General features: G+C 68.4%; 25 protein-coding genes and 1 tRNA gene. 12 read left to right on the forward strand and 14 right to left on the reverse strand.

Going from position 1 to position 23,856, the window contains the following annotated elements:
• The coding region (locus tag B3611_RS06740) for an LPXTG cell wall anchor domain-containing protein (RefSeq protein ID WP_291314320.1) at nucleotides 1-212 on the forward strand (212 nt) is incomplete at its 5' end.
• 156 nt (nucleotides 213-368) lie between these two features.
• Here B3611_RS06740 and B3611_RS06745 read toward each other — a convergent pair.
• Entirely contained in the window at nucleotides 369-914 is a 546-nt protein-coding gene (locus B3611_RS06745; RefSeq protein ID WP_291314321.1) for an RNA polymerase sigma factor, read from the reverse strand.
• Nucleotides 915-1,075: 161 nt separating this feature from the next.
• Here B3611_RS06745 and B3611_RS06750 point away from each other — a divergent pair, with 161 nt between their 5' ends.
• Nucleotides 1,076-2,665 carry a catalase gene (locus tag B3611_RS06750; RefSeq protein WP_291314322.1) on the forward strand — a complete coding sequence of 530 codons (1,590 nt, stop codon included), beginning with the start codon at nucleotides 1,076-1,078 and terminating at the stop codon, nucleotides 2,663-2,665.
• A gap of 77 nt (nucleotides 2,666-2,742) precedes the next feature.
• Here the strand turns inward: B3611_RS06750 and B3611_RS06755 are convergent, their stop codons facing one another.
• From B3611_RS06755 to B3611_RS06780, 6 genes are read right to left on the reverse strand one after another with little or no spacing between them, the layout of a single operon-like run.
• Nucleotides 2,743-3,066 carry a Na+/H+ antiporter subunit G gene (locus tag B3611_RS06755; protein WP_291314323.1) on the reverse strand — a complete coding sequence of 108 codons (324 nt, stop codon included), beginning with the start codon at nucleotides 3,064-3,066 and terminating at the stop codon, nucleotides 2,743-2,745.
• Nucleotides 3,066-3,332, reverse strand: a complete 267-nt coding sequence (locus B3611_RS06760; protein WP_291314324.1) for a cation:proton antiporter — start codon at nucleotides 3,330-3,332, stop codon at nucleotides 3,066-3,068. The genes B3611_RS06755 and B3611_RS06760 overlap by 1 nt, the downstream gene beginning before the upstream one ends.
• 5 nt (nucleotides 3,333-3,337) lie before the next feature.
• Complete coding sequence (locus B3611_RS06765; RefSeq protein WP_291314325.1) at nucleotides 3,338-3,781, reverse strand: monovalent cation/H+ antiporter subunit E; 444 nt, start codon at nucleotides 3,779-3,781, stop codon at nucleotides 3,338-3,340.
• A complete protein-coding gene (locus B3611_RS06770; protein WP_291314326.1) occupies nucleotides 3,781-5,313 on the reverse strand; it encodes a monovalent cation/H+ antiporter subunit D family protein in 1,533 nt (510 codons plus the stop codon). Before B3611_RS06770 ends, B3611_RS06765 begins: the two co-directional genes overlap by 1 nt.
• Nucleotides 5,304-5,753, reverse strand: coding sequence for a cation:proton antiporter subunit C (locus tag B3611_RS06775; protein ID WP_291314327.1), 450 nt, complete (start codon nucleotides 5,751-5,753; stop codon nucleotides 5,304-5,306). Before B3611_RS06775 ends, B3611_RS06770 begins: the two co-directional genes overlap by 10 nt.
• Nucleotides 5,750-8,665 carry a DUF4040 family protein gene (locus B3611_RS06780; RefSeq protein WP_291314328.1) on the reverse strand — a complete coding sequence of 972 codons (2,916 nt, stop codon included), beginning with the start codon at nucleotides 8,663-8,665 and terminating at the stop codon, nucleotides 5,750-5,752. Before B3611_RS06780 ends, B3611_RS06775 begins: the two co-directional genes overlap by 4 nt.
• A gap of 176 nt (nucleotides 8,666-8,841) precedes the next feature.
• Here B3611_RS06780 and B3611_RS06785 point away from each other — a divergent pair, with 176 nt between their 5' ends.
• On the forward strand, nucleotides 8,842-10,254 hold the full coding sequence (locus B3611_RS06785; protein ID WP_291314329.1) for a hypothetical protein: 1,413 nt from the start codon (nucleotides 8,842-8,844) through the stop codon (nucleotides 10,252-10,254).
• Nucleotides 10,255-10,305: 51 nt separating this feature from the next.
• Here B3611_RS06785 and B3611_RS06790 read toward each other — a convergent pair.
• A tRNA-Pro gene (locus B3611_RS06790) sits at nucleotides 10,306-10,382 on the reverse strand.
• A gap of 76 nt (nucleotides 10,383-10,458) precedes the next feature.
• On the reverse strand, nucleotides 10,459-11,367 hold the full coding sequence (locus tag B3611_RS06795) for a metallophosphoesterase (protein WP_291314354.1): 909 nt from the start codon (nucleotides 11,365-11,367) through the stop codon (nucleotides 10,459-10,461).
• 86 nt (nucleotides 11,368-11,453) lie between these two features.
• Here B3611_RS06795 and B3611_RS06800 point away from each other — a divergent pair, with 86 nt between their 5' ends.
• A complete protein-coding gene (locus B3611_RS06800; protein WP_291314330.1) occupies nucleotides 11,454-11,903 on the forward strand; it encodes a GatB/YqeY domain-containing protein in 450 nt (149 codons plus the stop codon).
• Between the two features lie 45 nt (nucleotides 11,904-11,948).
• Here B3611_RS06800 and B3611_RS06805 read toward each other — a convergent pair whose 3' ends face one another.
• A complete protein-coding gene (locus B3611_RS06805; RefSeq protein WP_291314331.1) occupies nucleotides 11,949-14,342 on the reverse strand; it encodes a transglycosylase domain-containing protein in 2,394 nt (797 codons plus the stop codon).
• 216 nt (nucleotides 14,343-14,558) lie between these two features.
• On the opposite strand from B3611_RS06805, the gene B3611_RS06810 reads away from it, so the two are divergent.
• The 4 genes from B3611_RS06810 (at nucleotide 14,559) to B3611_RS06825 (ending at nucleotide 16,528) form a co-directional block, all read left to right on the forward strand.
• Nucleotides 14,559-14,924 carry a WhiB family transcriptional regulator gene (locus B3611_RS06810; RefSeq protein ID WP_291314332.1) on the forward strand — a complete coding sequence of 122 codons (366 nt, stop codon included), beginning with the start codon at nucleotides 14,559-14,561 and terminating at the stop codon, nucleotides 14,922-14,924.
• A gap of 81 nt (nucleotides 14,925-15,005) precedes the next feature.
• Nucleotides 15,006-15,161 carry a DUF4177 domain-containing protein gene (locus B3611_RS06815; RefSeq protein ID WP_291314333.1) on the forward strand — a complete coding sequence of 52 codons (156 nt, stop codon included), beginning with the start codon at nucleotides 15,006-15,008 and terminating at the stop codon, nucleotides 15,159-15,161.
• Between the two features lie 3 nt (nucleotides 15,162-15,164).
• On the forward strand, nucleotides 15,165-15,638 hold the full coding sequence (locus tag B3611_RS06820; RefSeq protein ID WP_291314334.1) for a RidA family protein: 474 nt from the start codon (nucleotides 15,165-15,167) through the stop codon (nucleotides 15,636-15,638).
• 77 nt (nucleotides 15,639-15,715) lie between these two features.
• Nucleotides 15,716-16,528, forward strand: coding sequence for an MBL fold metallo-hydrolase (locus B3611_RS06825; RefSeq protein WP_291314335.1), 813 nt, complete (start codon nucleotides 15,716-15,718; stop codon nucleotides 16,526-16,528).
• Nucleotides 16,529-16,602: 74 nt separating this feature from the next.
• Here B3611_RS06825 and glxR read toward each other — a convergent pair whose 3' ends face one another.
• Nucleotides 16,603-17,286: a CRP-like cAMP-activated global transcriptional regulator GlxR gene (glxR, locus tag B3611_RS06830; RefSeq protein ID WP_291314336.1), complete on the reverse strand. Its 684-nt coding sequence runs from the start codon at nucleotides 17,284-17,286 to the stop codon at nucleotides 16,603-16,605.
• 322 nt (nucleotides 17,287-17,608) lie between these two features.
• Here glxR and nth point away from each other — a divergent pair, with 322 nt between their 5' ends.
• The 4 genes from nth to B3611_RS06850 all read left to right on the forward strand — a co-directional run bounded on the left by nth (nucleotide 17,609) and on the right by B3611_RS06850 (nucleotide 20,997).
• Nucleotides 17,609-18,424, forward strand: a complete 816-nt coding sequence (nth, locus tag B3611_RS06835; protein WP_291314337.1) for an endonuclease III — start codon at nucleotides 17,609-17,611, stop codon at nucleotides 18,422-18,424.
• Complete coding sequence (locus tag B3611_RS06840) at nucleotides 18,424-18,999, forward strand: TlpA family protein disulfide reductase (RefSeq protein WP_291314338.1); 576 nt, start codon at nucleotides 18,424-18,426, stop codon at nucleotides 18,997-18,999. Before nth ends, B3611_RS06840 begins: the two co-directional genes overlap by 1 nt.
• The gene (locus B3611_RS06845) at nucleotides 19,000-19,713 is read left to right on the forward strand and encodes an NUDIX hydrolase (RefSeq protein ID WP_291314339.1); all 714 of its coding nucleotides are present in this window, start codon (nucleotides 19,000-19,002) and stop codon (nucleotides 19,711-19,713) included. It begins immediately after the preceding gene.
• 90 nt (nucleotides 19,714-19,803) lie between these two features.
• A complete protein-coding gene (locus tag B3611_RS06850; RefSeq protein WP_291314340.1) occupies nucleotides 19,804-20,997 on the forward strand; it encodes a MarP family serine protease in 1,194 nt (397 codons plus the stop codon).
• Between the two features lie 12 nt (nucleotides 20,998-21,009).
• On the opposite strand, the gene B3611_RS06855 is transcribed toward B3611_RS06850, so the two are convergent.
• The 3 genes from B3611_RS06855 to B3611_RS06865 all read right to left on the reverse strand — a co-directional run bounded on the left by B3611_RS06855 (nucleotide 21,010) and on the right by B3611_RS06865 (nucleotide 23,722).
• Nucleotides 21,010-21,921 (reverse strand): alpha/beta fold hydrolase, encoded by a 912-nt coding sequence (locus tag B3611_RS06855; protein WP_291314341.1) that lies wholly within the window; start codon nucleotides 21,919-21,921, stop codon nucleotides 21,010-21,012.
• 172 nt (nucleotides 21,922-22,093) lie between these two features.
• On the reverse strand, nucleotides 22,094-22,687 hold the full coding sequence (locus B3611_RS06860) for a phage holin family protein (RefSeq protein WP_291314342.1): 594 nt from the start codon (nucleotides 22,685-22,687) through the stop codon (nucleotides 22,094-22,096).
• Between the two features lie 174 nt (nucleotides 22,688-22,861).
• Nucleotides 22,862-23,722 carry an HAD family hydrolase gene (locus B3611_RS06865; RefSeq protein ID WP_291314343.1) on the reverse strand — a complete coding sequence of 287 codons (861 nt, stop codon included), beginning with the start codon at nucleotides 23,720-23,722 and terminating at the stop codon, nucleotides 22,862-22,864.
• Nucleotides 23,723-23,856 lie beyond the last annotated feature (134 nt).

Raw genomic sequence — 23,856 nt, forward strand, 5'->3', positions numbered from 1 at the left:
GTAACACGCCGGGCCAGCCGGGCATCACCCAGCAGGGCCAGCAGGGTAACACCCCGCAGGGTAACACCCAGCAGGGCCAGCCGCAGAAGCAGCGGAATGGCCTGGCCAACACCGGTGTTTCCGGAATGACGCTGGTGTGGGTTGCCATCGGCATCGCCGCTGTCATCGCCGGTGCGGCCCTTGTTCGCCGCAGGCCGCGTTCTGACAGCTAGACGGTTTCCCCGGCCACGTAGATAGCGCGGACCCGGACCCCCGGCCCCCGATCGGAAGGGCTGGGGGTCGATCCGTTTCAAGAATGTCTGCCCCCAGGGGGGATCCTTGCCCGCCGTCAGCGACCGGGGGCCAGACCTCTCCCGGCACGTCCGCAGTTACTGGGCCTCCGCGCCCTCGATGAGGTCGCGGCGCGCCCGGGCGACGCGGGAGCGGATCGTCCCCACGCGCACGCCCGAAATCCGTGCGGCCTCCTCGTAGGTGTAGCCGAGCACCTGGGTGAGGATGAGGGCTTCCCTCCGCTCGGCAGGGAGGGCGTCGAGAAGCGCGCGGGCGTCAATGAGCTCGGACCAGGTGTTGGGGTTGTCCAGGCTGGGTTCGAGAGCAGCGACATCGTCGTACTCGGTGGCGGATTTGCGGGGCCTCGCCATGTCGTGGCGCACCGAGTCGATCCACGCGCGGCGGGCGAGGGAGAGCAGCCAGGTGCGGGCCGAGGAGCGCGCGGCGAAGCGGGGCAGGGCCCCGAGGACGCGCAGGTAGGTCTCCTGGGTCAGGTCGTCGGCGTGCTCGGGCCCCGCGAGGTGGGCGAGGAGGCGCCAGACGTCGTCCTGCGTTTCCCGGATGAATTCGGAGAGAGCAGCCTCGTCGCCGCGCCCGGCCCGGAGGGCCAGCTCGGTGACGTAATCGTTGTTTCTGCTGCTCACAGGTGGAACAGTACCAGCCGGTGCCCGCGCCCCATTCATGGTGACGAATGCATGTGAGAAACCTGAAACCCGTTGCTGGGGCTATTCCGGTGGCGTAGGATATCAATTGTCCGACACTAATAATTAAATCTTTTCTAAAGATTTAGAGGAGGCCGACAAACATGCAAGACCAGTCCAAGGCTCAGGACATCGTCGCACGCGGCGAGCGCCCTGCAGGCAGCGGTAAGACCACCCAGCTCAGCGGCCAGCCCGTCGCCTCCGAGAACATCTCGGCGACCGCAGGCCGTCAGGGCCCGAACGTTCTCGATGACATCCACCTCATCGAGAAGCTCGCGCACTTCAACCGCGAGAACGTCCCGGAGCGCATCCCCCACGCCAAGGGCCACGGCGCCTTCGGCGAGCTCCACATCACCGAGGACGTCTCCAAGTACACCAAGGCGAAGCTCTTCCAGCCGGGTGCCGTCACCCCGATGGTCGGCCGCTTCTCCACCGTCGCCGGTGAGGCCGGTTCCCCGGACACCTGGCGCGATGTCCACGGCTTCGCGCTGCGTTTCTACACCGAGGACGGCAACTACGACATCGTGGGCAACAACACCCCGACGTTCTTCCTCCGCGACGGCATCAAGTTCCCGGACTTCATCCACTCCCAGAAGCGCCAGCCGAACACCGGCCTGCGCTCGGACGAGATGCAGTGGGATTTCTGGACCCGCACCCCGGAGTCCGCTCACCAGGTGACCTACCTGCTCGGTGACCGCGGCACCCCGAAGACCACCCGCAACCAGGACGGCTTCGGCTCCCACACCTTCCAGTGGGTCAACGAGGAGGGCACCCCGGTGTGGATCAAGTACCACTTCAAGACCCGCCAGGGCTGGGAGACCTTCACCGACGAGGAAGCCACGGAGATGGCCGGCAAGAACGCCGACTACCACCGCCAGGATCTCTACAACGCGATCGACCGCGGCGACTACCCGATCTGGGACGTCAAGGTCCAGATCATGCCGTTCGAGGACGCGGAGAACTACCGCTTCAACCCGTTCGACCTCACCAAGGTCTGGTCCCAGAAGGACTACCCGCTGGTGGACGTGGGCTACTTCGTGCTCAACCGCAACCCGAAGAACTACCACGCCCAGATCGAGCAGCTCGCGCTCGACCCGGCCAACATCGTCCCCGGTGTCGGCCTGTCCCCGGACCGCATGCTCCAGGCCCGCGTCTTCGCGTACGCCGACCAGCACCGCTACCGCATCGGCGCGAACTACAAGGACCTGCCGGTCAACCGCCCGATCAACGACGTGAACACGTACTCCGAGCGCGGCAGCATGGCGTACTTCTTCAACAACGAGGGTGAGCCGAACTACTCGCCCAACCGCACCGAGAAGGGTGCCGGCTACCTGGACAACGGTGAGGACTCCTCCTCCAACCACACCGACTACGGCCAGGCGGAGAACCTCTACGTCAACCCGGACCCGCACGGCACCGACCTGGTCCGCGCGGCCTACGTCAAGCACGCCGAGGACGACGACTTCGGCCAGGCCGGCACCCTCTACCGTGAGGTGTTCGACGACGCCGCCAAGGAGCGTTTCGTCAACAACATCACCAACAAGATGATGCCGATCGAGCACAAGGACGTCGAGGAGCGCGTGTTCGAGTACTGGGGCAACGTGGACAAGGATCTGGAGCAGAAGCTGCGCGCGGAGCTCGCCCGCAAGCGCCAGACCCAGCCGGAGAAGGCGAAGCCGCAGACCAACGCGTAATCGCCTGACTCCCGTCAACGCTGAAGGCCCGCCTCCCGGATAACCGGGGAGCGGGCCTTCAGCGTGCGCGGAGCGGGTCAGTTATCGCCCGATGCCTTATCGACGACCGTCACGCCGTAGATCGACCGACCCATGACGAAGGTGGCCACGGAGGCGATGATCCACACCCCCGCGACGGCGATCAGGGCTCGGAGAAACTCGTTGAGCGAAAACCCGGTGGTGGACCAGGAGTAGATGAGCTTGGCCAGCATGAGGATGGGGAACGCCACGCAGACCAGCGGGCCGAGGAGGTTGGCGCGCGTCAGGGCGTCGGGAGCGCGCAGCTGCAGGATGGTGGTGGCGACCGTGAAGAATGTCGCGATCACCGCCAGGGCGGCGACGACGGTTTCCCAGATGGACATCAGCGCCGCCCTCTCGAGATGATGCGTGCCATGGACAGGGTTGGAATGGCGCCGCAGACCAGCCCGGACAGGACCGCGATCTCGTAGGAGATCATGGAGCTGTGGAACAACGTCCACAACAGGTAGATCGCGACCATCGTGTAGAAGATCAGGTCCGCCATGACGACGCGCGAAAGCTCGTCCCTGGTCAGGATGACCGCGGCCAGGCCCACCAAGAGGCAGGCAGCCATGACAACGATGCAGGCGGTGATGATGGAAACAAACATTTCGTCTAATCCAGCCTTTCAGCGGGCGGAAGGTGCCGGGGCGGTTGGTCGGGGCCGAGGTCGTGGTAGGGCCGCCACACAACGGAGGCGGGGTCGAGGGGGATGGAAGCGACCCGGGGGGCCACCCGTTCCTCCATATCGATGAGCCCCTCGATCTGGCCGACCGGATCCTCGCCGAAGACGGCCTGGACCAGAAGGATCTTCCGGTCGGCGCCGCTCGGGTCGTGCCGGAAACCGATGGACATGGTGCCGGGGGTCGCGGTGATGGAGGTGGAGAACCAGAAGCGCTCCCAGTCACTGGTGACGCGCAGCGGGTAGAAGATGATGATCGGGTGCATGCCCGACTGGGGCTTGAACGCGGCGAGCGAGGTGGATACGCCCGCGGAGAAGATCTCCTTGATGATCCAGGCGCCGTAACCCAGCGCGTGGCCGATGCCTTTCAGAGCCATTAGTTCTGGCCTCCCTGGAGAGTGGCGGCGTCGGGGACGCCGATCGGGTCGTCGCCAAGCACGGCGCTGGTGTACGTGTCCGTGTCGAGCAGCGCGTCAACCGCGGAGGTGCACGCACCCCAGAGCGGACCCGCACCGAGGAACATCGCCACGGAGAGCAGCATCAGCGCAGCCGAGGGGGCGAGCAGGCGGGGGCGCACGTTGAGGGCCTCCGGGTAGTGCTGCATGGGGCGGCCCCAGAACACCTCGCGCCAGACACGCATCATGGACAGCAGCGCGCCGAAGGAGGCGACGATGATGGCGCCGATGACCACCCAGCTGCGCCAGTCACCGGGCATCGCCGCGGCAAAGACCACCGCGACCTTGCCGAAGACACCGGAAAAGGGCGGGAAGCCGACGATCGACAGTGCACCCGCGGCGAAGACCGCCGAGGTCAGCGGGTCGCGGCGGGCCAGGCCCGCCAGCTTGGAGATGGTGCCCGTGCCGTAGGTCTCCTCGATCGCGCCCGTGTTGAGCACGAGGGCGCCGACGGTGATCATGTGGTGCAGCGTGTACAGCAGACCTGCGGCGAGGGCGCGGCGCGGGTCGTCGCTGGTGAAGGCCAGCATCACCAGGATGAACGGCATGCCGTTGACCATTTGGTAGGCGAGCACGCGGCGCACGGTCGCCTCGGCCAGGCCGGCGAAACCGCCGATGATCATGGAGATGCACATGATCACCACGATCAGGGTGTTCCACCTCGGGTCCATGTCGAAGACCATGACCCAGAGGCGGAAGAGCATGTAGACCGCCACCTTCGTGTGCAGGCCCGAGAAGAGGCCCATCACGGCGGCGCTTGTCGACGGGTACGAACGCGGCAACCATGTATGCACCGGGAACACCCCCGCCTTGGCCGCGATCGCGATGACGACGATGCCCGCCGCCACCGTGACGGGGCCGTTGCCGGCCGCCACACCGCGCAGGGAGGCGAGGTTCACCGCCCCGGTGACGGCGTAGATGTACCCCACGCCCATCACGAGCAGGGTTGATGCCGCGAGGTTGACCAGGACGAACATGCGCGCGGCCACGAGGCGGTAGCGCGAACCCGTCATGGCGATCAGACCGTAGGACGGCAGCAGCATGACCTCGATCATGACGAAGAAGTTGAACAGGTCGGCGGTGAGGACCGCGCCGCTGACACCCGTCACCAGGACGAGGGTCAGCGGGGTGTAGTAGCGCGCCTCCGTCTCTCCGGCGGCCACGGCGAACCAGTTGGCCGTGCCAGCCACCAGCATCGTGGTGATGAGCATGACGGCGGAGAACTGGTCGGCGGCGAAGGAGATGCCCGCCCCGCCCTGGTAGAGGCCGATGACGTGGGCAACCGTGCCGTGGGCGACCGTGTAGGCGTAGAGCCAGACACCGCCCGCGAGGTTGATGGCGGGGATGAGGATGGACAGCGCGTCGTTGAGCCTCTTCCACGGGTTGAGGACCGTGATGGCGGAGACGATCAGCGGCAGCGCGACGAAGACCGGCAGGACGGCGTTTATTTCCATACGTTCTTCGCCTCCTTGGTCTTCATGCTGTGGATCTCCTCCAGCTTCTTGGGGTTCAGGCGGGCCGTGCGGCCGGCCGTGGAAAGGGCGGACGGGCTGAGACGGTTGCGGTCGTAACCCGGGGAGGCCTCCACGGGCCGGTCGAAGGTGTCGTCGTCCTTGCCCAGCGAGGACATCATGAGGAGGATCGTCGTGGTCGCCATGGAGATGACGATGGCGGTGAGCACGAAGGCCTGGGGGAGGGGGTCGGACATGTTCTCCAGCGGGGTGCGGGAGGGGAAGTCCTCCCCGCGCCAGGTGCCCACGCCCGCCGCCAGGAGGGTGAGGTTGGTGGCGTGGCCGAACAGTGACATCCCGAAGACGATGCGCACCATGCCGCGCTGCATCACGAGGTAGACGGCACCGGCTGTGAGGACAGCGATGGTCAGGGCCATGATCATTTGTTCTTACCCTCCTGCGCCGCGAGGGGCTGCGGGTCGTCGGCCGGGTTGATCGGGTCTGGGTGGGGGTTGGCCACTTCCTCGGGCCGTTCGGGGTCGGGGACGTCGGGAAGCGGGTTGGCCCCGTCGCGGCGGTAACTCAGGTTCTCCACCTCCGTGCCGGGCCGGAGGTAACCGCCCAGCTGGTTGATGGCCTGGGTGATCATGCCCAGCACAGCGAGGTAGATGCCGAAGTCGAAGATGAGCGAGGTGGTCATGTGCTCCCCGGCGATCTCGCCGTGGATGGCGTACATGAATCCGCCCTCGAGGAAACCGAGGAAGCCCGAGCTGATGGCGATGATGATGCCCCAGGCCGCGAGGCGGGCCGGAGTGGCCACCTTGACCACGTAGGCGTCCGCGCCGCGCGAGAGGTAGCTCAGGGCGAAGGCGGTCGCCATCACCAGGGCCGCGACGAAGCCGCCGCCCGGGGCGGTGTGGCCGCGGAAGAAGATCAGCACGGACAGGACGATCAGCACCGGAACCACCAGCGCGGCACCCTTGCGCAGCGGCATGGAGTTCAGCTGCGACTGGCCGAAGGGGCGGGGGCGTGTGCCGGCCTCGAACATGTGGCGAGGCATGGACTGGGTCACCGCGAGGATGACCACCGCCGCCATGCCGAGAACGGAGAGTTCGCCCAGGGTATCGAAGCCACGGAACTCAACGATGATCACCGCGACGATGTTGTCCGCGCCCGTGAGTGCCCCGCCGTGCGTGAGGTACCACATGGACAGCTCCGAGCGCTCGCGGCGGCCGGTCAGGCCGTACACACCCGCGAAGGCGACGATGCCCGCGAGGACGGCCAGGCCGATGGCGAGCCACTGGCGGTTGACCGGGGTTTTGGGAAAGGCACGGGGCTGGTAGCGAAGCACCACCATGATGACCACGACGGTGAGCGACTCAACCACCAGCTGCGTCAGCGCCACATCCGGCGCCCCGAGCAGAAGAATCTGCAGGGACATGCCCACGCCGGTGGTGCCCAGCAGAACTGCGGCGCCGAGCCGGCTGCGGCTGAAGACCATTCCGCCCACCGACATCGCGATGATGGCGAAGGGCAGCAGGTCCCACCAGTTCGTCTGGCCGGGGGTGCGCGCGGCGGGGTGGACGCCGTCGATGCCGTCGGTGAGCAGGAGGGTGGACAGCCCCAGCGTCACCACGGCCGAGGCCAGCCACGCCAGGTGGCGCGAGGGGTTGAGGCCGTCGGCGAGCGAACCGACGACGCGGCCGAGTTGGGTCAGCGCGTTGTTGACCGTGACCAGGATGTCGTTGCCGCTGCGCGGGAGCAGCTGGCGGTTATCCACCGCGGCGAAGATCCGCTCGCGGACGAAGAGGACGGACACGCCCGCTCCCAGAACGACGACGGAGACGAGCAGGGGGGCGGTGAGGCCGTGCCACAGCGCGGTGTGGGTGGTGAAGCCGCGGTCGCCCGTGATCACCCGCACGCCTGCGCTGACGGGGTTGTCCACCGCGCCGAGCATGAAGGGCAGGACCAGGGATGTCAGACCCGGCAGCGCGGCAGGCAGCCAGAGCGCCACGGGCGCCTCGTGGACACCTGTCATGTCCTGGGGCCCGTCGAAGAAGGCGCCGAAGATGATCTTGGAGGAGTAGACGAAGGTGAGGAACGCGGCGAAGCCGGCGACGACCAGCAGCACCGCCCCACCCGGCGCCTCCTCGAAGGCGGTGAGGATTGACTCCTTGGACACGAAGCCGAACAGCGGGGGGACAGCCGCCATCGAGGCCGCCGCGACCGTCATGGACGCGAAGGTGAAGGGCATCTTGTCGTACAGGCGGCCCAGGCGGCGCACGTCGCGGGTGCCCGCCTCGTGGTCCACCACGCCGATGAGCATGAACAGGGAGGACTTGAACAGCGCGTGGGCGAGGGTGTGCAGCAGCGCCGCGGCGAGCGCGATTTCGCTGCCCACGCCGATGGCGGCGACGATCCAGCCCAGGTGCGAGACCGTCGAGTAGGCGGTGAGGTGCTTCAGGTCGGTCTTGGTGATGGCGAACAGCGCCGACATGATGGCGGTGGACAGGCCCACCACCAGCAGCAGCCAGTTCCATACGGCAACGTCGTCGAAGAGCGTCGAAAAGCGAAGCAGGAGGTAGATGCCCGCCTTGACCACGGCGGCGGCGTGCAGGAACGCCGAGACGGGGGTGGCGGCGGCCATGGCCTCGGGGAGCCAGAAGTGGAAGGGGAACTGCGCGGCCTTGGTGAAGCCGGAGACCGCGATGAGGACCGCGACCACGGAGGTCAGCCCCGGGTTGTCGGCGAAAACCCCGGAGGAGAGGATGCCGGACAGTCGCGTCGTGCCCGCCGCCACTGAGGCGGTGCCGAGCGCCGCGAGCAGCGTCAGGCCGCCGAAGAAGGTGAGGATCAGCGTGCGGTAGGAACCGGCCTCACCGGAGGAACCGGAGCGGGCGATGAGAAGGAAAGAGGCGAGGGAGACGAGCTCCCAGCTGATGAAGAGCAGGACCACGTCATCGGCGAGCACCAGGAGGAGGACGGACAGCGTGAAGGCCGTCATGATGGTGTAGAAACTGGTGTTCCCCGACTTCGCCGGCAGGTAGGCGGCGGAGTAGATCATGACCACCGCGCCGATGACCAGGGCCAGCATGGCGAAGAAGATGCTCAGGCCGTCGGCGCGCAGCGCGAAGTCCACCTGCGTCCCCGGCCCCATGAGGTCGTGCGCCCACGGAACCACCCAGTCGAGGCTCCCCCCGTCCGCCACGCGCGGGTACTCGCGCCCGAGGACGGCGGCGGCGCCGGCGAGGATCAGACCGAGCGGCCACCCCGCCCTTCTGTCCATGATCCGCACCAGCACCGGCGACAGCAGGACTGCCAGGCCGACCAATGCGAGCACGAGAGGTAATGTCATGCGGGCCTCTCCAAAGCTAGTCAGCAGCTTGTAAGTAGGGAACGGAAAAACAAGTTAAAGGGTAGCAACTTGCCCGGACACGCCCTAACAACTCGGGTTGCACCCGCATAACCCGCCGGCACCGCCCCCGGTGCGCCTGGTCCGACTGACCTGGACACCGGGATATATTCCCTAGCATGAAATGGCGTGTGTTGCCCGCGGTGGGCCTGTTTGTCGTCGGGGCGTTTCTCCCCCTGAGCCCCGCGAGCACGTGGACGTCGGCGGCCTCCGACGGCGCGCCGACCGGGGCCCCCGCGACCGCACCCGGGCCGGACAACCTCGTGGAGGCGCGCCGGGCGGTGGGGGAGGCCGCCACGCAGGCGGGTTTCCTCACCCAGGGAACCGCCCAGCTCAATGACGGCGTCGGCAAGCTCGACGAGGGCTCGAAGCAGCTTATCGACGGCATCGCCTCCGCCAACTCCGGAGCACAGGAGCTCTCCCACGGGATGGTGCAGCTCCAGGCCGGGACCGGTCAGCTCGCCGGCGGTGCGACCCGGGTCGCGGACGCCGTGGGCGGGGTCGTGGACCAGGTTGCCGGCGTGGAGGCGGTGCGTGGCCAGGTGGTCGCGGGCATCGACAACGCCCTCGGCAGCATGAAGGACGCGCGCGACCCGGAGGTGGTGAAGGCCCGCGACGCGCTGATCAACCTGCGCGGACAGGCCGCGAGCGCGCAGCTTCCCCCCGACATCGTTGCGCAGATGAACCAGCTCAAGAACGGTTCCCGGGAGGTGGCCAACCAGCTCTCCGTGCCGGGGTACGCCTACCACGACGGCATCTACACGGCCACGAACGCCTCCGCGCAGCTGGCCAGCGGGCTCAGGGAGCTCAACAACGGGGCCGGTGCGGCCGGGGCGGGCATCGGCGAGCTCCGGGAGGGTTCACAGAAGCTCGACCAGGTCGCGGGGCTCACCTCCACAAAGATCGACAACGTGCGCCGCGCCATCCCGGCGGCGGCCCCTGCGGCCGGTTCCACCGGCGCGGCGGAGGAGGGCGCGCCGGCATCCGCCCTCGCCCCGCTTGCCGCGATGCTCGTCAGCGCCCTGCTGCTGGTGGGCGGCTTCGCCTCGGCGGCGCTCTCTCTCGCCCTCCCCCGCTACCGGTGGTGGATCCTCGGCGGGGGAGGGGCCTTCTTCGCCCTCCTCGGCTTCATCCTCGTGGCCATCCTCGGGGTGGGGATGGGCCCGGCCGCGCTGGCCGTCGCCTTCCTCGCGTCCGCGGTGGGTGTCCTCGCCTCGGCGGGCCTGTCGCGTCTGCTCATGGCCGGTTTTGGCGTGCGTGCCGGCGCGGTGGTCTCCGCGGTGCTCGTCGCAGCCCAGGTCGGCTTCGTCGGCTGGGTGTGGAAGACCGCCGCCTCGGGTTCCGTCACCCACGCCGCCGCCGTGGTGTCCGCGGCGCTGCCGATGCACTGGTCCACCGCGGCGCTGTCCGCGGCCGGCAATGGCGGATCCGCCACGGTGTTGTGGGCCGGTATCGCCCTCGGTGCCGCCGCGGCCGCGCTCGGTCTGGCGGGTCGGATGGGTGCGGACAAACGCGCGCCCGTACGGGCGTAAGCTTCGGTGCACACCAAAAACCCGCTGGCTTGTGCCAGCGGGTTTTTGGTGTGGTCGGGATAACAGGATTTGAACCTGCGACCTCTTCGTCCCGAACGAAGCGCGCTACCAAGCTGCGCCATATCCCGGTTGTCTCCCGCGCCCTGCGGCGCGCGTTACTGAAGATACTCTAATCCAGCCCGCCGCAAAGCCCAAAACACGAGGTCAGCGTCGTTCGGTAATGCGGATCAGCGTGGCCGAGGGCGGGCAGAAGATGCGCACGGGCGCGTATTTGGACGTGCCCAGCCCGTTGGAGACCTCCAGCCACATCCGGCCGTAGCGGTGCAGGCCGGAGGCGCGCCCGCGGTCGATGTCGGCGTTGGTCACTAGCGCGCGCTCGCCCGGCAGGCAGATCTGGCCGCCGTGGGTGTGCCCGGCGAGGGCCAGGGCGTAACCGTCGGCCTCGAAGGCGTCGAGGGGGCGTCGATAAGGCGCGTGCAGGAGCGCGATGGAGAGGTCGGAATCGGGATTGGGCTCTCCGGCGATCGCGGAGTAGTCATCGAGCTCGTGGTGGGGGTCGTCCACGCCGGCGAGGGCGAGGCGAACGCCGGAGGCCTTGAACTCCAGGCGCCTGTGGGTCGCGTCCCGCCATCCGCGTTCCGCGAACGCCGCGCGCATGCCCTCCCAGGGAAGGTCCACGTACGAGGGGGTGCGCTTGGAATCGAACAGGTACTTGAACGGGTTGACCGGGCGGGGGGCCCAGTAGTCGTTGGTGCCGAAGACGAAGGCGCCCGGCCGGTCGAGCAGCGGGCCGAGGGCATCGAGCACCCAGGGCACGGCGCGTTCGTCGGAGAGGTTGTCACCGGTGTTGACCACCAGGTCCGGGTTGAGCGCGTCGAGGGACCGGACAAACTCCACCTTCCGCCGCTGACCCGGGATCATGTGCAGGTCCGACACGTGCAGCACGTCGAAGGAACCCTTCCCGTCGAGCACACCCGGCGCGAGCAGCGGCAGCTCGTATGTCTTGAGCCGGAAATCGGTGAGTTGGCTGACGCCCCAGGCGAGCGCGGCGGCCCCGGTGGCTGCGGTGACACCGGCGGTGCCCGCGGCGAGGCGGGCGGCGCGGGCGGGCAGGGATTTTCTCGGCGTGTTCACTTCTTCCACGTTACAGGCCGCCCAATGCGGGTTCGCCCACGCTCGCGTCGCGTATTCTCGGACACATGAGCGAGCTAAAGGACAAGATCCGCGCAGACCTGAAGGAAGCCATGAAGGCCAAGGAGAAGGAGCGCACCGGCACCATCCGCATGCTGCTGGCGGCAATCCAGACCGCGGAGACCGAGGGCACGAAGCACGAGGTCGACGACGACGAGATCCAGAAGATCATCGCCCGCGAGATCAAGAAGCGCCGCGAATCCGCCGGCATCTACTCCAGCAACGGGCGCGAGGAGCTCGCCGCCTCCGAGCTCGCGGAGGCCGAGATCCTCGAGGGCTACCAGCCGAAGCAGCTCACCGACGAGGAGCTTTCCACGCTTATCGACGGCATCCTCACCGAGCTGGACGTCCACTCGATGCAGCACATGGGACAGGTCATGAAGGCCGCCACCGCGAAGGCCGCCGGCCGCGCGGACGGCAAGCGCCTCTCCGATGCCGTGCGGGCCCGCCTGGCGTAGCCCTTCCGAACCGGGGTCGGAACCCCGGCCCGCCACGCCCCGCTCCTAACCGCCGAGGATGGAGTTGAGGGCGTTTCGTGCGTCGTCAAGCTGCTGCGTGAGATCGTTCAGGTTCGCCGGCGGGACGACGGGCAGCGGCGCGGGGGCCGGTGCGGGCGCGGTGCTCGTCGGGCGGGCCGGCGAGCCGTTGGAGACGTTCAGCGTGATCAGGCTGCCCTGTGCGAGGGACGGGTCGGCCGGGTCGGCGGAGACGACGGTGTCGCGGGGGACGCCGTTGCCGTTGACCGCCTTGACCGTGACGGTGAACCCCTCCGCCTCGAGCTTCTTCCGGGCCTCCGACATGTTCATGCCGGTGACCTGGTCCACCGTGGTTCGCCGGGTCCCGCGGTTGAACACCTGGTTGGACTCGGGCAGACCCGCGTCGCGGGCACCGGGGACGGAGGAGGCCATGCGGAACCAGGTGTCCGCCGCCTCGTTGCCGCCGAAGAGCGTGCCCTCGCCGCACTGCCGCACGGGGCCCGTGCACAGGGGGGCGGTGGTGGTGCCGTCGTTGAAGATGTAGGGCGCGCCCGCCACACCGCGGGTGAAGCCGAGGAAGGCGGAGGACTGGTGCGACTCGGTGGTGCCGGTCTTGGCGGCGACCGGGGTGGTCCAGCCGGCGGCCTGGGCGGCGCGCTTGGCGGTGCCGCTCTTAGCGTCCTCGGACATGCCCTGCGCGAGCGCACCGGCGATGTCGGGGCTGACGGCCTGCTCGCACTCTGGGCGGTCGATGAAGACCTCCTGGCCGCGCTTGTCCTTCACGCTGACCACGGGGTTCGGCTCGCACCATTTACCCCCGGAGGCCAGGGTGGCCGCGACGTTGGACAGCTCGAGTGCGTTCACGGCCGTGGGGCCCAGGGTGAAGGAACCCATGTTCTCGTCCTGCGCGGCCTGGACCACCGAGCGGTCACCGTCGAAGGTGCCCTTGTCCTTGTACGAGCGCAGGCCGAGCCGCACCGCCATGTCGGTGGTCGGCTTCACCCCCACCTTCTGGATCAGGTCGATGAAGGCGGTGTTGGGGGACTGCGCCAGGGCGTCGCGCAGGCTGAGCTGGGCCGGGTATGTGCCGGCGTTTTCCACGCAGTAGGCACCGGGCGGACAGTTCGCGGCTCCTCCCGCGCCCATGCCGTAGACCACCGAGCGGGTGGGCACGTTCAGCATCGTGTCCAGGCCCATACCCTGCTCCAGCGCGGCACCCGCGGTGAAGATCTTGAACACCGAGCCGGCGCCGTTGCCGATCAGGGAGGCGGGCTGCGGCATGATCGTCTGGCTCTGATCCAGGTCGAGGCCGTAGTAGCGCGAGGAAGCCATTGCCGCGATGTCGCGGGAGTTCTCTCCCGGGCGGATCACGTTGAGCACCTCGGCTACCCCGTCGGCGTGGGGGCTCACCGCCGAGCGGACCGCCTGGACGGTGTTGGCCTGGATCTGCGGGTCCAGGGTGGTGGTGATGGTGTAGGAGCCGCGCTCCAACTCCTCCTGGGGAAGGCCCTTCTCCTCCAGGTAGTGCAGGGCGTAGTCGCAGAGAAAGCCGTTGTCCCCGGCGACGATGCAGCCGTCGGGAAGCCCCTGCGGCTCGGGGAGGATTCCCAGCGGGGCGGCGGCGAGCTGGTCCGCCTCAGCCTGGGGCAGGTAACCCTGGCTGGCCATGTTGTCCAGTACGGTGTTGCGCCGCTGCGTGGCCCCGTCCGGGTTTGTGTAGGGGTTGAGGTACTCGACGGACTGCAGCAGGCCGACGAGGAGGGCGCTCTGCTCGACGGTGAGGTCGCGCGCGGAGGTGCCGAAGTACGTCTGCGCCGCCGCCTCGATGCCGTAGGCGTGGTTGCCGAAGGAAACGAGGTTGAGGTAGCGGGTGAGGATCTCGTCCTTGCTCAGGGTCTTGTTCAGGTCGGAGGCCATGCGCATCTCGCGCAGCTTGCGGGGGATGGACTGCTCTGTCGCGGCCCGGGCCTCGTCGTCGTTCTCGGAATCGACCAGCCAGAGGTAGTTCTTCACGTACTGCTGGTTGATGGTGGAGGCTCCCTGCTCCACACCGCCGGCGAGCAGGTTGGTCACGATCGCGCGGGCGAAACCCTGCATGTCCACGCCCTCGTGCTCGTAGAAGCGGCGGTCCTCGGTGGAGACCAGCGCGTCCTTGACGCTCTGCGCGATATCGGCGCTTCCCACCTCGTAGCGGCGCTGCTTGTAGATCCACGCCATCGGATTGCCGTTGACATCGGTCACGGTGGTTACGCCGGGCACGTCCCCGCCGGTGAGGTCGGAGAGGTTCGAGCGCATCGTCTCGTCCGTACGGGCGACGGCCATCCCGCCCAGCCCTGCCACGGGGGCGAGGCACAGGGCGATGGTCAGCCCCGCGGCCACGAGGGCCAGGAGGAGTTTGCCGAGAGAGGTGAGTGCGGACACCCCCCTTACCTTAAAGGATGCGGGACATGTGGGGTAACAGTCATTCCCCCCTGTACGTGTGATGCATTCGACAACTGTTAACTGGTGTGAATACACTTACAGGCACAATTACTTCCGTTTGGGAAAGCTTCACAGGAAGCGGGTCTATGGCCCCGGCCCGTGAAGCCCCCAAAGATCCGCCCGCGGGTCATTCGCATCTTCGTTAAGGAGACATCTATGACAGCCACTCTCAGCCACGATGCCTACGCCGCCACCGCCCTGCGCCAGGACACGCCCCGCAAGTGCGACTCGGCCGGCAATCTGGTGCTCGACCGCGGAGAGTGGGTCACCCTGGCGCAGTGCCGCTCCGGCGATCCGGACGCGCTGTTCGTCCGCGGTGCGGAGCAGCGCAAGGCCGCGGCCATCTGCCGCCGGTGCCCCGTTCTGATGGAGTGCCGCGCGGACGCGCTGGACAACAGGGTGGAGTTCGGTGTGTGGGGCGGACTGACGGAGCGTCAGCGCCGCTCGGTCCTGCGCAAGAACCCGCACGTCACCGACTGGGCCACCCACCTCGCCGAGGGCGGCGAGGTCCTCGGTCTCTAGCGTTGCGACCCACCCGCGGCGGCGGTGCTCCGATCCCCCGACGGCCCCTGACACGGCGCGGCGAGCAGGTAGGGTGACAGCATGACGAAATGGGAATACGCAACGGTTCCGTTGCTCACGCACGCCACGAAACAGATCCTCGATACCTGGGGCGAGGACGGGTGGGAGCTCGTCGCTGTCGTTCCGGGCCCCACGCCCGAGAACCTCGTGGCCTACATGAAGCGGCCGCAGGAGTAGACGATGGCGCAGACGTGGACCCGGCGGCTCGCGGAACTCGGCATTGACCTTCCCCCGGTGGCCGCGCCCGTCGCCGCCTATGTTCCCGCCGTGAGGGTGGGAAATCAGGTGTGGACATCGGGGCAGCTCCCGCTCATCGACGGCTCCCTGCCCGCGACGGGCAAGGTCGGCGCCGCGGTGGACCCGGAAGAGGCCGCCCTCCTCGCGCGGCAGTGCGCCCTCAACGCCCTGGCCGCCGTGGACGATCTCGTGGGCATCGACAACGTCGCCCGCGTGCTCAAGCTGGTCGGCTTCGTTTCCTCCGACGCCGGTTTCACCGGCCAGCCGGCGGTGGTCAACGGCGCGAGCGAGCTCATGGGGGAAATCTTCGGCGCGGCCGGAGCCCACGCCCGCTCCGCCGTCGGGGTGGCGGCGCTTCCGCTGGACGCCCCGGTGGAGCTGGAGCTCATAGTGGAGTTGAACGCGTCCGACGAGTAGGGGCGGACGCGGGGTGTAGGGCATTTCAACGGCTGCCGCGACTAGAAAACGCACCACAAAACGGTAGGCTGAACGCTATGCAGCATCCCGCTTACAGCCAACTGCGCCCGGTTACGCCGTCCGCCGCCGTGGTCCTCGCGCCGAACCCGAGCTACGCGGCCCTGGAGGGGACGAACTCCTGGGTGATCCGTGCGCCGGGTGACGAGTACAGCATCGTCGTCGACCCGGGCCCGGAGGACGAGGGGCACCTCAATGTCCTGCAGGCTAAGGCGGACAAAGTGGCGCTCATCCTGCTGACCCACCGCCACCACGATCACGCCGACGGGGCGCAGCGTTTCCGCCAGCTGACGGGCGCGCCCGTCCGGGCCCTCGACCCGAATTACACCTACGGCGGGGAGGCTCTCGAGGACGGCGAGGTCATCTCCGTCGAGGGCGTGACCCCGAAGGTCAAGGTCGTTGCCTCGCCCGGCCACACGATGGATTCCGTGTCCTACTTCGTTTACACCAACGACGTGGAGAAGGATCAGCTCGAGGGCATCATCACGGGTGACACCATCGCGGGACGCCACACCACCATGATCTCCGAGACCGACGGCGACCTCGGTGCCTACCTGGACACCCTGGCCATGCTCGAGGAGGAGGGCAAGGGCATCACCCTGCTGCCGGGCCACGGGCCCGAGGGCGAGGACCTCTCGGCGTACGCCCGCAAGTACATCGACCGCCGCAACCAGCGCCTCGAGCAGATCCGCGAGGTGCTCGCCGAGCGCGGCAACGATGTGGACGTGAGCACGCTTGTCGACGCCATCTACGACGATGTCGACCCCGTCCTGCGCGGTGCCGCGGAGCAGTCCACCCGCGTGGCGTTGCGCTACCTGCGCAACAAGGGATAAACCCGGCCCGCCCCCCGCAAACGAGTTAACCCGCCCCTTCGCCGGAAGGGGCGGGTTTTGCCGTGGAGACGGGGTTACCGGGCGCGGCGGGCCAGGTGCTCCGTGTCGACGATGAGCACGGATTTGCCCTCGAGGCGGATCCAGCCGCGGTGGGCGAAGGTGGCCAGGGCCTTGTTCACCGTCTCGCGGGAGGCACCCACGAGCTGGGCGATCTCTTCCTGGGTGAGGTCGTGGTTCACGCGGAGAGCTCCGCCCTCCTGGGTGCCGAAGCGGTTGGCCAGCTGCAGGAGGGTCTTGGCCACGCGGCCCGGGACATCCGTGAAGATGAGGTCCGCGAGCGAGGCGTTGGTGCGCCGCAGGCGACGGGCGAGCACGCGGAGGAGCTGCTGGGAGATTTCCGGGTGGTTGTCGATCCACTGCTTGAGCATCTCCGAGTTCATCGTCGCCGCCGTGACCTCGGTGACGCACACGGCGGAGGAGGTGCGCGGGCCCGGGTCGAAGATGGAGAGCTCACCGAACATGTCGGAGGGCCCCATCACGGAGAGGAGGTTCTCGCGCCCGTCGGGTGCGTGGCGGGCGAGCTTCACCTTGCCCTCGATGATGATGTAGAGCCGGTCGCCGGGCTCACCTTCCTCGAAGATCGTCGTTCCGCGGGGGAAAGTCGCGGTTTCCATGTCCGCGATGAGGGCGGAGACGGCCGCGGGGTCCACGCCCTGGAAAATTCCGGCGCGGGCAAGGGTGTCCTGGACACCTTCCATGGGTCCTCCTACTGTGAGGTTGTCTGTCGCTCGTGGCGCGCCGAAGACCACGCGGGGTGAGACAGTGCCACGAGGGCACGTGAGCGTCGCGGGGCGGCCACAATTACAGCGACGATCCTACCAAAGTTTGCTGGGATATAGGTCACATCGAGCGCGGATTGTGGCATTTTTGCACTAGAGCGGGAAATAGTCAGATGTCCAAAACCGCGGATTCCATCTTCTCCATCGCCACGGCGAAGAGGCCGAAAACCAGCGGAACGACGGCAACAAGCAGGACGGTCATGAGTGTGATGCTACCCGGGGCCTCACTATAGTGACCACTATGACTGAAGCGAGCGCCGCAGGCCTTACCCCGCAGCGCCACCGCCGCCCCGGTTCGCACCCGGCGGCGAAGGGGCGGGAAACGGACCTCGGCCGCACGCGCCGGGCGCGGCGCATCAACCGGACCCTCGCCGCCGCCTTCCCCGACGCCCACGCGGAACTCGACTTCACCAACCCGCTTGAACTGCTGGTGGCCACCGTCCTGTCAGCCCAGACCACGGACGTCAGGGTCAACCAGGTAACTCCGGAGCTGTTCGCCCGCTACACCACGGCGCGGGACTACGCCTCGGCCGACCAGGCCGTGGTTGAGGAAATCATCCGCCCCACCGGTTTCTACCGCTCCAAGGCCGCCAACCTCGTCGGGCTGGGGCAGAAGCTCGTGAGCGACTTCGGGGGCGAGGTACCCACCGCCATCGAGGACCTGGTCACCCTCCCCGGGGTGGGCCGCAAGACCGCCCATGTCGTGCGGGGCAACGTCTTCGGCCTCCCCGGATTGACGGTGGACACCCACTTCCAGCGGCTCGCGCACCGGCTCATGCTCACCGCGGAGACGGATCCCGTGCGCATCGAGTACGCGGTGGGTGAGCTCATCGAGCGGCGGGAGTGGACCATGTTCTCCCACCGGATCATCTTCCACGGCCGCCGGGTGTGCCACGCCCGCAAGCCGGCGTGCGGTGCCTGCCCGATCGCCTTCGACTGCCCGAGCTTCGGGGCCGGGCCGACGGAGCCGGCCGAGGCCGGAGCGCTGGTCAAGGGCCCGGAACGGGACCACATCCTGCGGATGACCGGTGGTGGCGCCGGGGAAGGTGATATCTAGTGCGCAGATCGATGGTGTGGAGCGTGGTCGCCCTCGTGGCGGCCACGATGCTTCTTCTCGGCGGGCTGGTGCTCCTCCGCTCGGGCATGACGACGCCGGGTCAAAGCGGTGCGGGGAAGGCGGATAATGGGGCGTCGACAAGCGCCGAGCCCGTCGACGTCCGCCCCGACTGTCCCGCGGCGGACGTCGGGGGAGTGGCGCTGCCGTGCCTGGGCGGGGCTGTGGGCGAGGGTGGAAGCGCCGGCATCACGGTGGTCAACGTCTGGGCCTGGTGGTGCCAGCCCTGCCGGGAGGAGCTGCCGGTGATTGAGCAGTTCGCGCGCCAGCACCCCGATTACTCGGTGGTCGGCGTGCACGCGGACCGGAGTGCCGCCAAGGGGGCCGCGTTGCTCAACGATCTGGGCGTGGGTATGCCGAGTTACCAGGACGACGACAACCGTTTCGCCGGTGCCCTCGGCCTGCCCGGTGTCATCCCGGTGACCGTGGTTTTCCGCGACGGCGCGAAGGTGGCCGTCTTCCCGCGCGCGTTCCGCAGCGTCGACGAGCTCGACCGGGCCGTCGCGGAGGTGGTGTAGGTGGCGGACATCACCCTTACGCCGGGTGGTGCGCCGGGTTGGCTCGCGCCCCTGGTGCGGAACCTGGAAACCGGGGCCACCTCCCGCTACGTCCGCGATCAACTGGCCCGGCGCGTAGCCCAGAAATCCACGCCGGACGAGGCCGCCGTGCTCATGCTCTTCTCGGGGGATGCCGCCGCCCGGGAGCGACCCGGTGATGCCGGGGTGCTGGTGACCCACCGCACACCCACGTTGCGCAGCCATTCGGGGCAGATGGCTTTCCCGGGCGGCCACATCGACCCGGGAGATGTCGGGCCGGTGGATGCCGCGCTGCGGGAGGCGTGGGAGGAGACGGGGCTGGAGCGCTCCCGCGTCACGCCCCTGGCCACCCTCGACACCGTGACCACCGGGGGCAGCAAGCGTGCGGTGCGTCCGGTTCTGGCCTACTCGCCCTCTCCCGGCAGCCCCTACCCGGCAAGCTCCGCAGAAACGGACGACGTCTTCTTCGCCCCGCTTTCGGAGCTCCTCGACCCCGCCAACCGCCTCCAGGTGGGCATCCTCGGGTGGAGCGGGCCCGCCTTCACCGTCAACGGCTACCTCATCTGGGGGTTCACGGGCGCGCTTCTCGACGCCCTCTTCGACGCCGCCGGCTGGAACGAGCCGTGGCCGAGCGACCGCGTGATCCCGCTGCGCAGCGCGCTGAAGAATTCGCGTAACGGTGAGCGCCACCTGTAGGGCACGCGCCCAAGCGGCGGTCCCCGTGCGTGTCGCGGCCCAGTAGTAACATCAAGAACCCACTCACCCGCCAAAGGAGCACTGGACAGCGTGACTGCGCATCTCATCGTTGACGGGGTCATTGCCGTGATGATCCTCCTCGCCTTCCTCAGCGGCTGGCGCCAGGGGATTTTCTCGGTCGTGCTCTCCGCGGTGGGGATCTTCGCCGGTCTGGTGGTCGGTCTGGCCCTGGCACCGTTGCTCGTGGGCCTGGCGGAGACCCGCGTGATGCGCCTGGTGCTCCTGCTCGCGGTGGTCGTGCTCTTCGCGGGCATGGGCAACGTCGTCGGGGGGCTCATCGGGGCCCAGCTGAGGGACCGGGCTCGCTTCCGCTCCACCCAGAAGATGGACTCCGCTGCCGGCGCGGTGGTGCAGGCGCTGGTCATCGCGGTTGTGGTGTGGTTCATGTCCATCCCCCTCGCTTCGGCGGTGCCCGGTGCCGCGGGGGCGGGGATCCGCGACTCCCGTCTGCTCGCGGCCATCGACCGGGTGGCCCCCGCGGGTGTCGAGACGCTCCCCGCGCGCTTCGCGGCGCTTCTCGACGACTCCGGTCTGCCGCCTCTGGTTTCACCCTTCAACACCCCGACCGGCGCCCAGGTCGACGCCCCCGACGCAGGTGCGATCGATCCCCTGATGGTCCGCCGCGTGCGGCCCAGCGTGGTCCACGTGATCGGCGACGCGGAGACCTGCGACCGGCACCTGATGGGCTCCGGGTTCGTCACCGCGGAGGATTACGTGGTGACGAACGCCCACGTCGTCGCGGGCACCAACACCGTCGAGCTGGACACCGTCCTCGGGGTGAAGGAGGCCTCGGTGGTGTACTACAACCCCGGCGACGACATCGCGGTCCTCCACTCCGGGGGCCTCGGCCTCGACCCGCTGCCCTTCGCGGACGGGCAGTTGGGCACGGGCGACGACGCCGTCGTGATGGGCTTCCCTCAGTCGGGGCCCTTCGAGGCCGCCCCGGCCCGCATCCGCGGCGTGATCGACATCGCCGGGCCCGACATCTACGCCAGCGGCCGGGTGGAGCGCGAGGCCTACACGCTGCGCGGCAACATCCGCCAGGGGAACTCGGGCGGGCCGGTGCTCACCCCCGCCGGTGAGGTGGCCGGGGTGATCTTCGGTGCCTCGGTGGACAGCTCGGAGACCGGGTACGCCCTCACGGCCCGTCAGGTGCTGGACGGCATCGGCGACGTCACCGGGTTGACGCAGCCGGTGGGCACGGGGGAGTGCGTAGCGCGCTGACGGGGCCGGCCGCTAGGGGCGGGGCGGCCGGAGGGACGTCGCAAAGCGTGCGACGGTCTCCGCGAACGCCGCGGGTCTTTCGATGTGCGGAAGGTTCTTTGTCCCCTCGATGCTGGCCTCCGTCACCGGCCCGCGGAGGCGGCGACGCTGGCGGGTGGCCACCGGGCCCCACAGGGCGAGGGGCGCGTGCAGCAAGAGCGTGGGTGCGGTGACGGGGCCCGCGGGCGCGCGGCGGGTGAGCAGGCGGGTGTTGGCGGCGATATAGGGGCCGGCGCTGTCAATTTCGGAGGCGCGGAGGCGCAGGTCGAGGGTACTGTCGAAGCGCCCGGTGCCGTGGAAGCCCCCGTCCGTGTTAAGCAGCAGGTTGCGGCGGTAGGCGCGCTCTTTCGCCCCGGAGGGAAACGCGCCCGCGGGCAACCGCGACAGCGCGAGGCGGCCGAGCAGGGGGAGGAAATCCCAGGGGTGGCTCGCCATGGAGCGGCGCAGGTCCGCGGGGTGGGCCGCCGAGACGGAGACGAGGCCCGCGACGAGGCCGGGGTGTGCCGCGGCGGTGGCCCAGGCGACGGAACCACCCGTGTCCGCCCCGGCGAGCACCGCGCTGCGGTGGCCGAGCGTCGCGATCGCCCCCTTGACGTCGCCTACGGCCAGGAGCGTCTCGTCCCCGCCGCGTTGGGCCGGTTTGTCGGACATGCCGTACCCGCGCATGTCCAGCGCCGCGACGTGGAACCCCCGGGCGGCGAGGGGCTCGAGAATATCCGCGAAATCGAACCAGCCGCCGAAAGTTCCGTGCAGCAGAAGCACGAGGGGACCGGAGGGGTCTCCCGCCGTCGCGGCGTGGAGCCGCAGCCCCCGGGTGTGGAGCATCTGGTGGGCGTACGGCCCCTCGAGTTCGACTGTCTTGGGGGAGCGGCCCGTTTTCGCCATGTCCGTCCTCCTCGTTGGGTTTGACTCGGTCTGCAGGGAATTTCGGCGGTCCCGTTCGGGTGCGCCGGCCGAACCCCCGTCGCGCGGGGGAATGTTCATGGAAAACGCCCGCGCCTCGGGGGAGGTCGCGGGCGGGGGTCTTACCGGGTGCGGGCCAGCCGGCCCAGGCGGTCTACTTGTCCAGGTCGACGGCAGTGGAGCCGCTGCGCTCCGTGACGCGGGCGCGGGAGGCGTTGTCGGAGACCGAGGCACGGCCGGCGGCGTGGGTGTACAGCCCGCTGCGGTCCTCCTCGAGGTTCTTCTGGGCCTTGCCCGGGACGAGGTTCTTCAGCTCGTTGACGGAGGAGATCGTCTTTTCCGGCGCGCGCATCTTCTTGATCTTCTTCAGGCCGAAGAAGGCGAGGGCCCCCGCAAGGGCGAGCATGATCAGGAAGACAACGAGGAACGCGGCCCACCAGGGCATCACGAGGTGGAGGAGTGCCGCGACGAAGAAAAAGAAGAAGAAGGTGGAGTACAGGGCAATGACACCGGCGGCGGCGAACAGGCCGCCTCCGACGGCACCCTTCTTCACCTCTCCGATCACCTCGGTCTTGGCCAGCTCGATCTCGCTGCGCACGAGCGTGGACATCTGCTCGGTCGCGTTGGACACGAGGGTGCCCAGGGAGTCCTGGTCGGGCTGGGTAACCCCGGTGTCCCGGAGAGGGATCGACTCGACCTTGGCGGAGACCGCCGTGGAACCGTCCGTGTACAGGCCTTTGTTGCTCATTTTCCTCATTACCTTTCTTGGGGCGCGCGCTCGTTGCCGGTAAGACCGCAACAACGGCCTTTACTTTAACACCGCCCTCGGAACGAAGGCGTCACCCAGCCAATCTTAAATAAACCTGTTACGTGTGTGGGATGACGCGCAGAGCCTCCACCGGGAGCACACCCGCACCGCGTGTCACGCGCTGTCTTCACCGTGGTTTTCACGGAGGAGGCGCTGGGCGAGCCAGATCCCGGCGGCGGTCAGCGCGGTGACTCCGGCGACCACGCCGGCGCCGATGCCGACCTCCCGGGCATTGGGCATCTGGATCAGGGGCACCGGGTTCTTGAACAGCTGGATCTCCCACCCGTTCTTCAGTGCGTGCTTGCGCAGCGCGCGGTCGGGGTTGACGGCCACCGGGTGGCCCACCATCTCCAGCATGGGAATGTCGGTGGAGGAGTCGGAGTAGGCGTAGCTGTGCGCGAGGTCGAACCCGTGCGAGGTGGCGAACTCGGCGACGGCCTCCGCTTTGGCGCCGCCCTTCAGGTACCGGGTGATCTGCCCGGTGAGCTTGCCGTCCACGACCTCCATTTCCGTGGCCACGACAGTGTCCACCCCGAGCTCCCGGGCGATGGGCTCGACGAGGATCGACGCGGAGGCGGAGATGATGATCACCTCGCGCCCCTCGCGGCGGTGGTGGTCGATGAGATCGCGGGCCTCCGCGTAGATCGCCGGTGTGACCACGTGGTGCATGGTCTCCGTGGTGATCCGGTCGATCTCCTCGACGGACCAGCCGGCCACCATCTGGGTGAGGGAATCGCGCGTGGCGTCCATCTGCTCGCTTGAATGCCCGTTGAACATGTAGGAGGCCTTGGACAGGGAGATGCCGAGGGCGTCCTGCTTGCTGATCAAGCCGTTGCTGAGGAACTCGCGGCCGAAGGCGAAGGCCGAGGAGGTGGCGATGATGGTTTTGTCGAGGTCGAAAAACGCCGCGGTGGGGCGCAGCGCGAGGCCTGATTCCGTGGAATCCGTCCGGGCGGCACCGTCACGTGGGGTCATGCCACCGTAGTGTAGACCGCCGCGCGGGGCGACGGAAGGCGAGCGCGCGTGGCGTGTGTGGCGCATGTGTCGGAAGGGTCAGGAAAAATCCGGTAGGTGATGTGCCACGGATTCTTGCCTGTGTTTTGGCCCGT

This window comes from Corynebacterium sp. UBA2622, from assembly GCF_002339505.1.
GTDB lineage: Bacteria > Actinomycetota > Actinomycetes > Mycobacteriales > Mycobacteriaceae > Corynebacterium.

Bases quoted from the DNA above. Each gene is read 5' to 3' on its own strand.
- B3611_RS06750 (WP_291314322.1), top strand. From the start codon at position 1,076: ATGCAAGACCAGTCCAAGGCTCAGGACATCGTCGCACGCGGCGAGCGC.
- B3611_RS06755 (WP_291314323.1), bottom strand. From the start codon at position 3,066: ATGTCCATCTGGGAAACCGTCGTCGCCGCCCTGGCGGTGATCGCGACA.
- B3611_RS06760 (WP_291314324.1), bottom strand. From the start codon at position 3,332: ATGTTTGTTTCCATCATCACCGCCTGCATCGTTGTCATGGCTGCCTGC.
- B3611_RS06765 (WP_291314325.1), bottom strand. From the start codon at position 3,781: ATGGCTCTGAAAGGCATCGGCCACGCGCTGGGTTACGGCGCCTGGATC.
- B3611_RS06770 (WP_291314326.1), bottom strand. From the start codon at position 5,313: ATGGAAATAAACGCCGTCCTGCCGGTCTTCGTCGCGCTGCCGCTGATC.
- B3611_RS06775 (WP_291314327.1), bottom strand. From the start codon at position 5,753: ATGATCATGGCCCTGACCATCGCTGTCCTCACAGCCGGTGCCGTCTAC.
- B3611_RS06780 (WP_291314328.1), bottom strand. From the start codon at position 8,665: ATGACATTACCTCTCGTGCTCGCATTGGTCGGCCTGGCAGTCCTGCTG.
- B3611_RS06785 (WP_291314329.1), top strand. From the start codon at position 8,842: ATGAAATGGCGTGTGTTGCCCGCGGTGGGCCTGTTTGTCGTCGGGGCG.
- B3611_RS06800 (WP_291314330.1), top strand. From the start codon at position 11,454: ATGAGCGAGCTAAAGGACAAGATCCGCGCAGACCTGAAGGAAGCCATG.
- B3611_RS06810 (WP_291314332.1), top strand. From the start codon at position 14,559: ATGACAGCCACTCTCAGCCACGATGCCTACGCCGCCACCGCCCTGCGC.
- B3611_RS06815 (WP_291314333.1), top strand. From the start codon at position 15,006: ATGACGAAATGGGAATACGCAACGGTTCCGTTGCTCACGCACGCCACG.
- B3611_RS06820 (WP_291314334.1), top strand. From the start codon at position 15,165: ATGGCGCAGACGTGGACCCGGCGGCTCGCGGAACTCGGCATTGACCTT.
- B3611_RS06825 (WP_291314335.1), top strand. From the start codon at position 15,716: ATGCAGCATCCCGCTTACAGCCAACTGCGCCCGGTTACGCCGTCCGCC.
- glxR (WP_291314336.1), bottom strand. From the start codon at position 17,286: ATGGAAGGTGTCCAGGACACCCTTGCCCGCGCCGGAATTTTCCAGGGC.
- nth (WP_291314337.1), top strand. From the start codon at position 17,609: ATGACTGAAGCGAGCGCCGCAGGCCTTACCCCGCAGCGCCACCGCCGC.
- B3611_RS06855 (WP_291314341.1), bottom strand. From the start codon at position 21,921: ATGGCGAAAACGGGCCGCTCCCCCAAGACAGTCGAACTCGAGGGGCCG.
- B3611_RS06860 (WP_291314342.1), bottom strand. From the start codon at position 22,687: ATGAGCAACAAAGGCCTGTACACGGACGGTTCCACGGCGGTCTCCGCC.
- B3611_RS06865 (WP_291314343.1), bottom strand. From the start codon at position 23,722: ATGACCCCACGTGACGGTGCCGCCCGGACGGATTCCACGGAATCAGGC.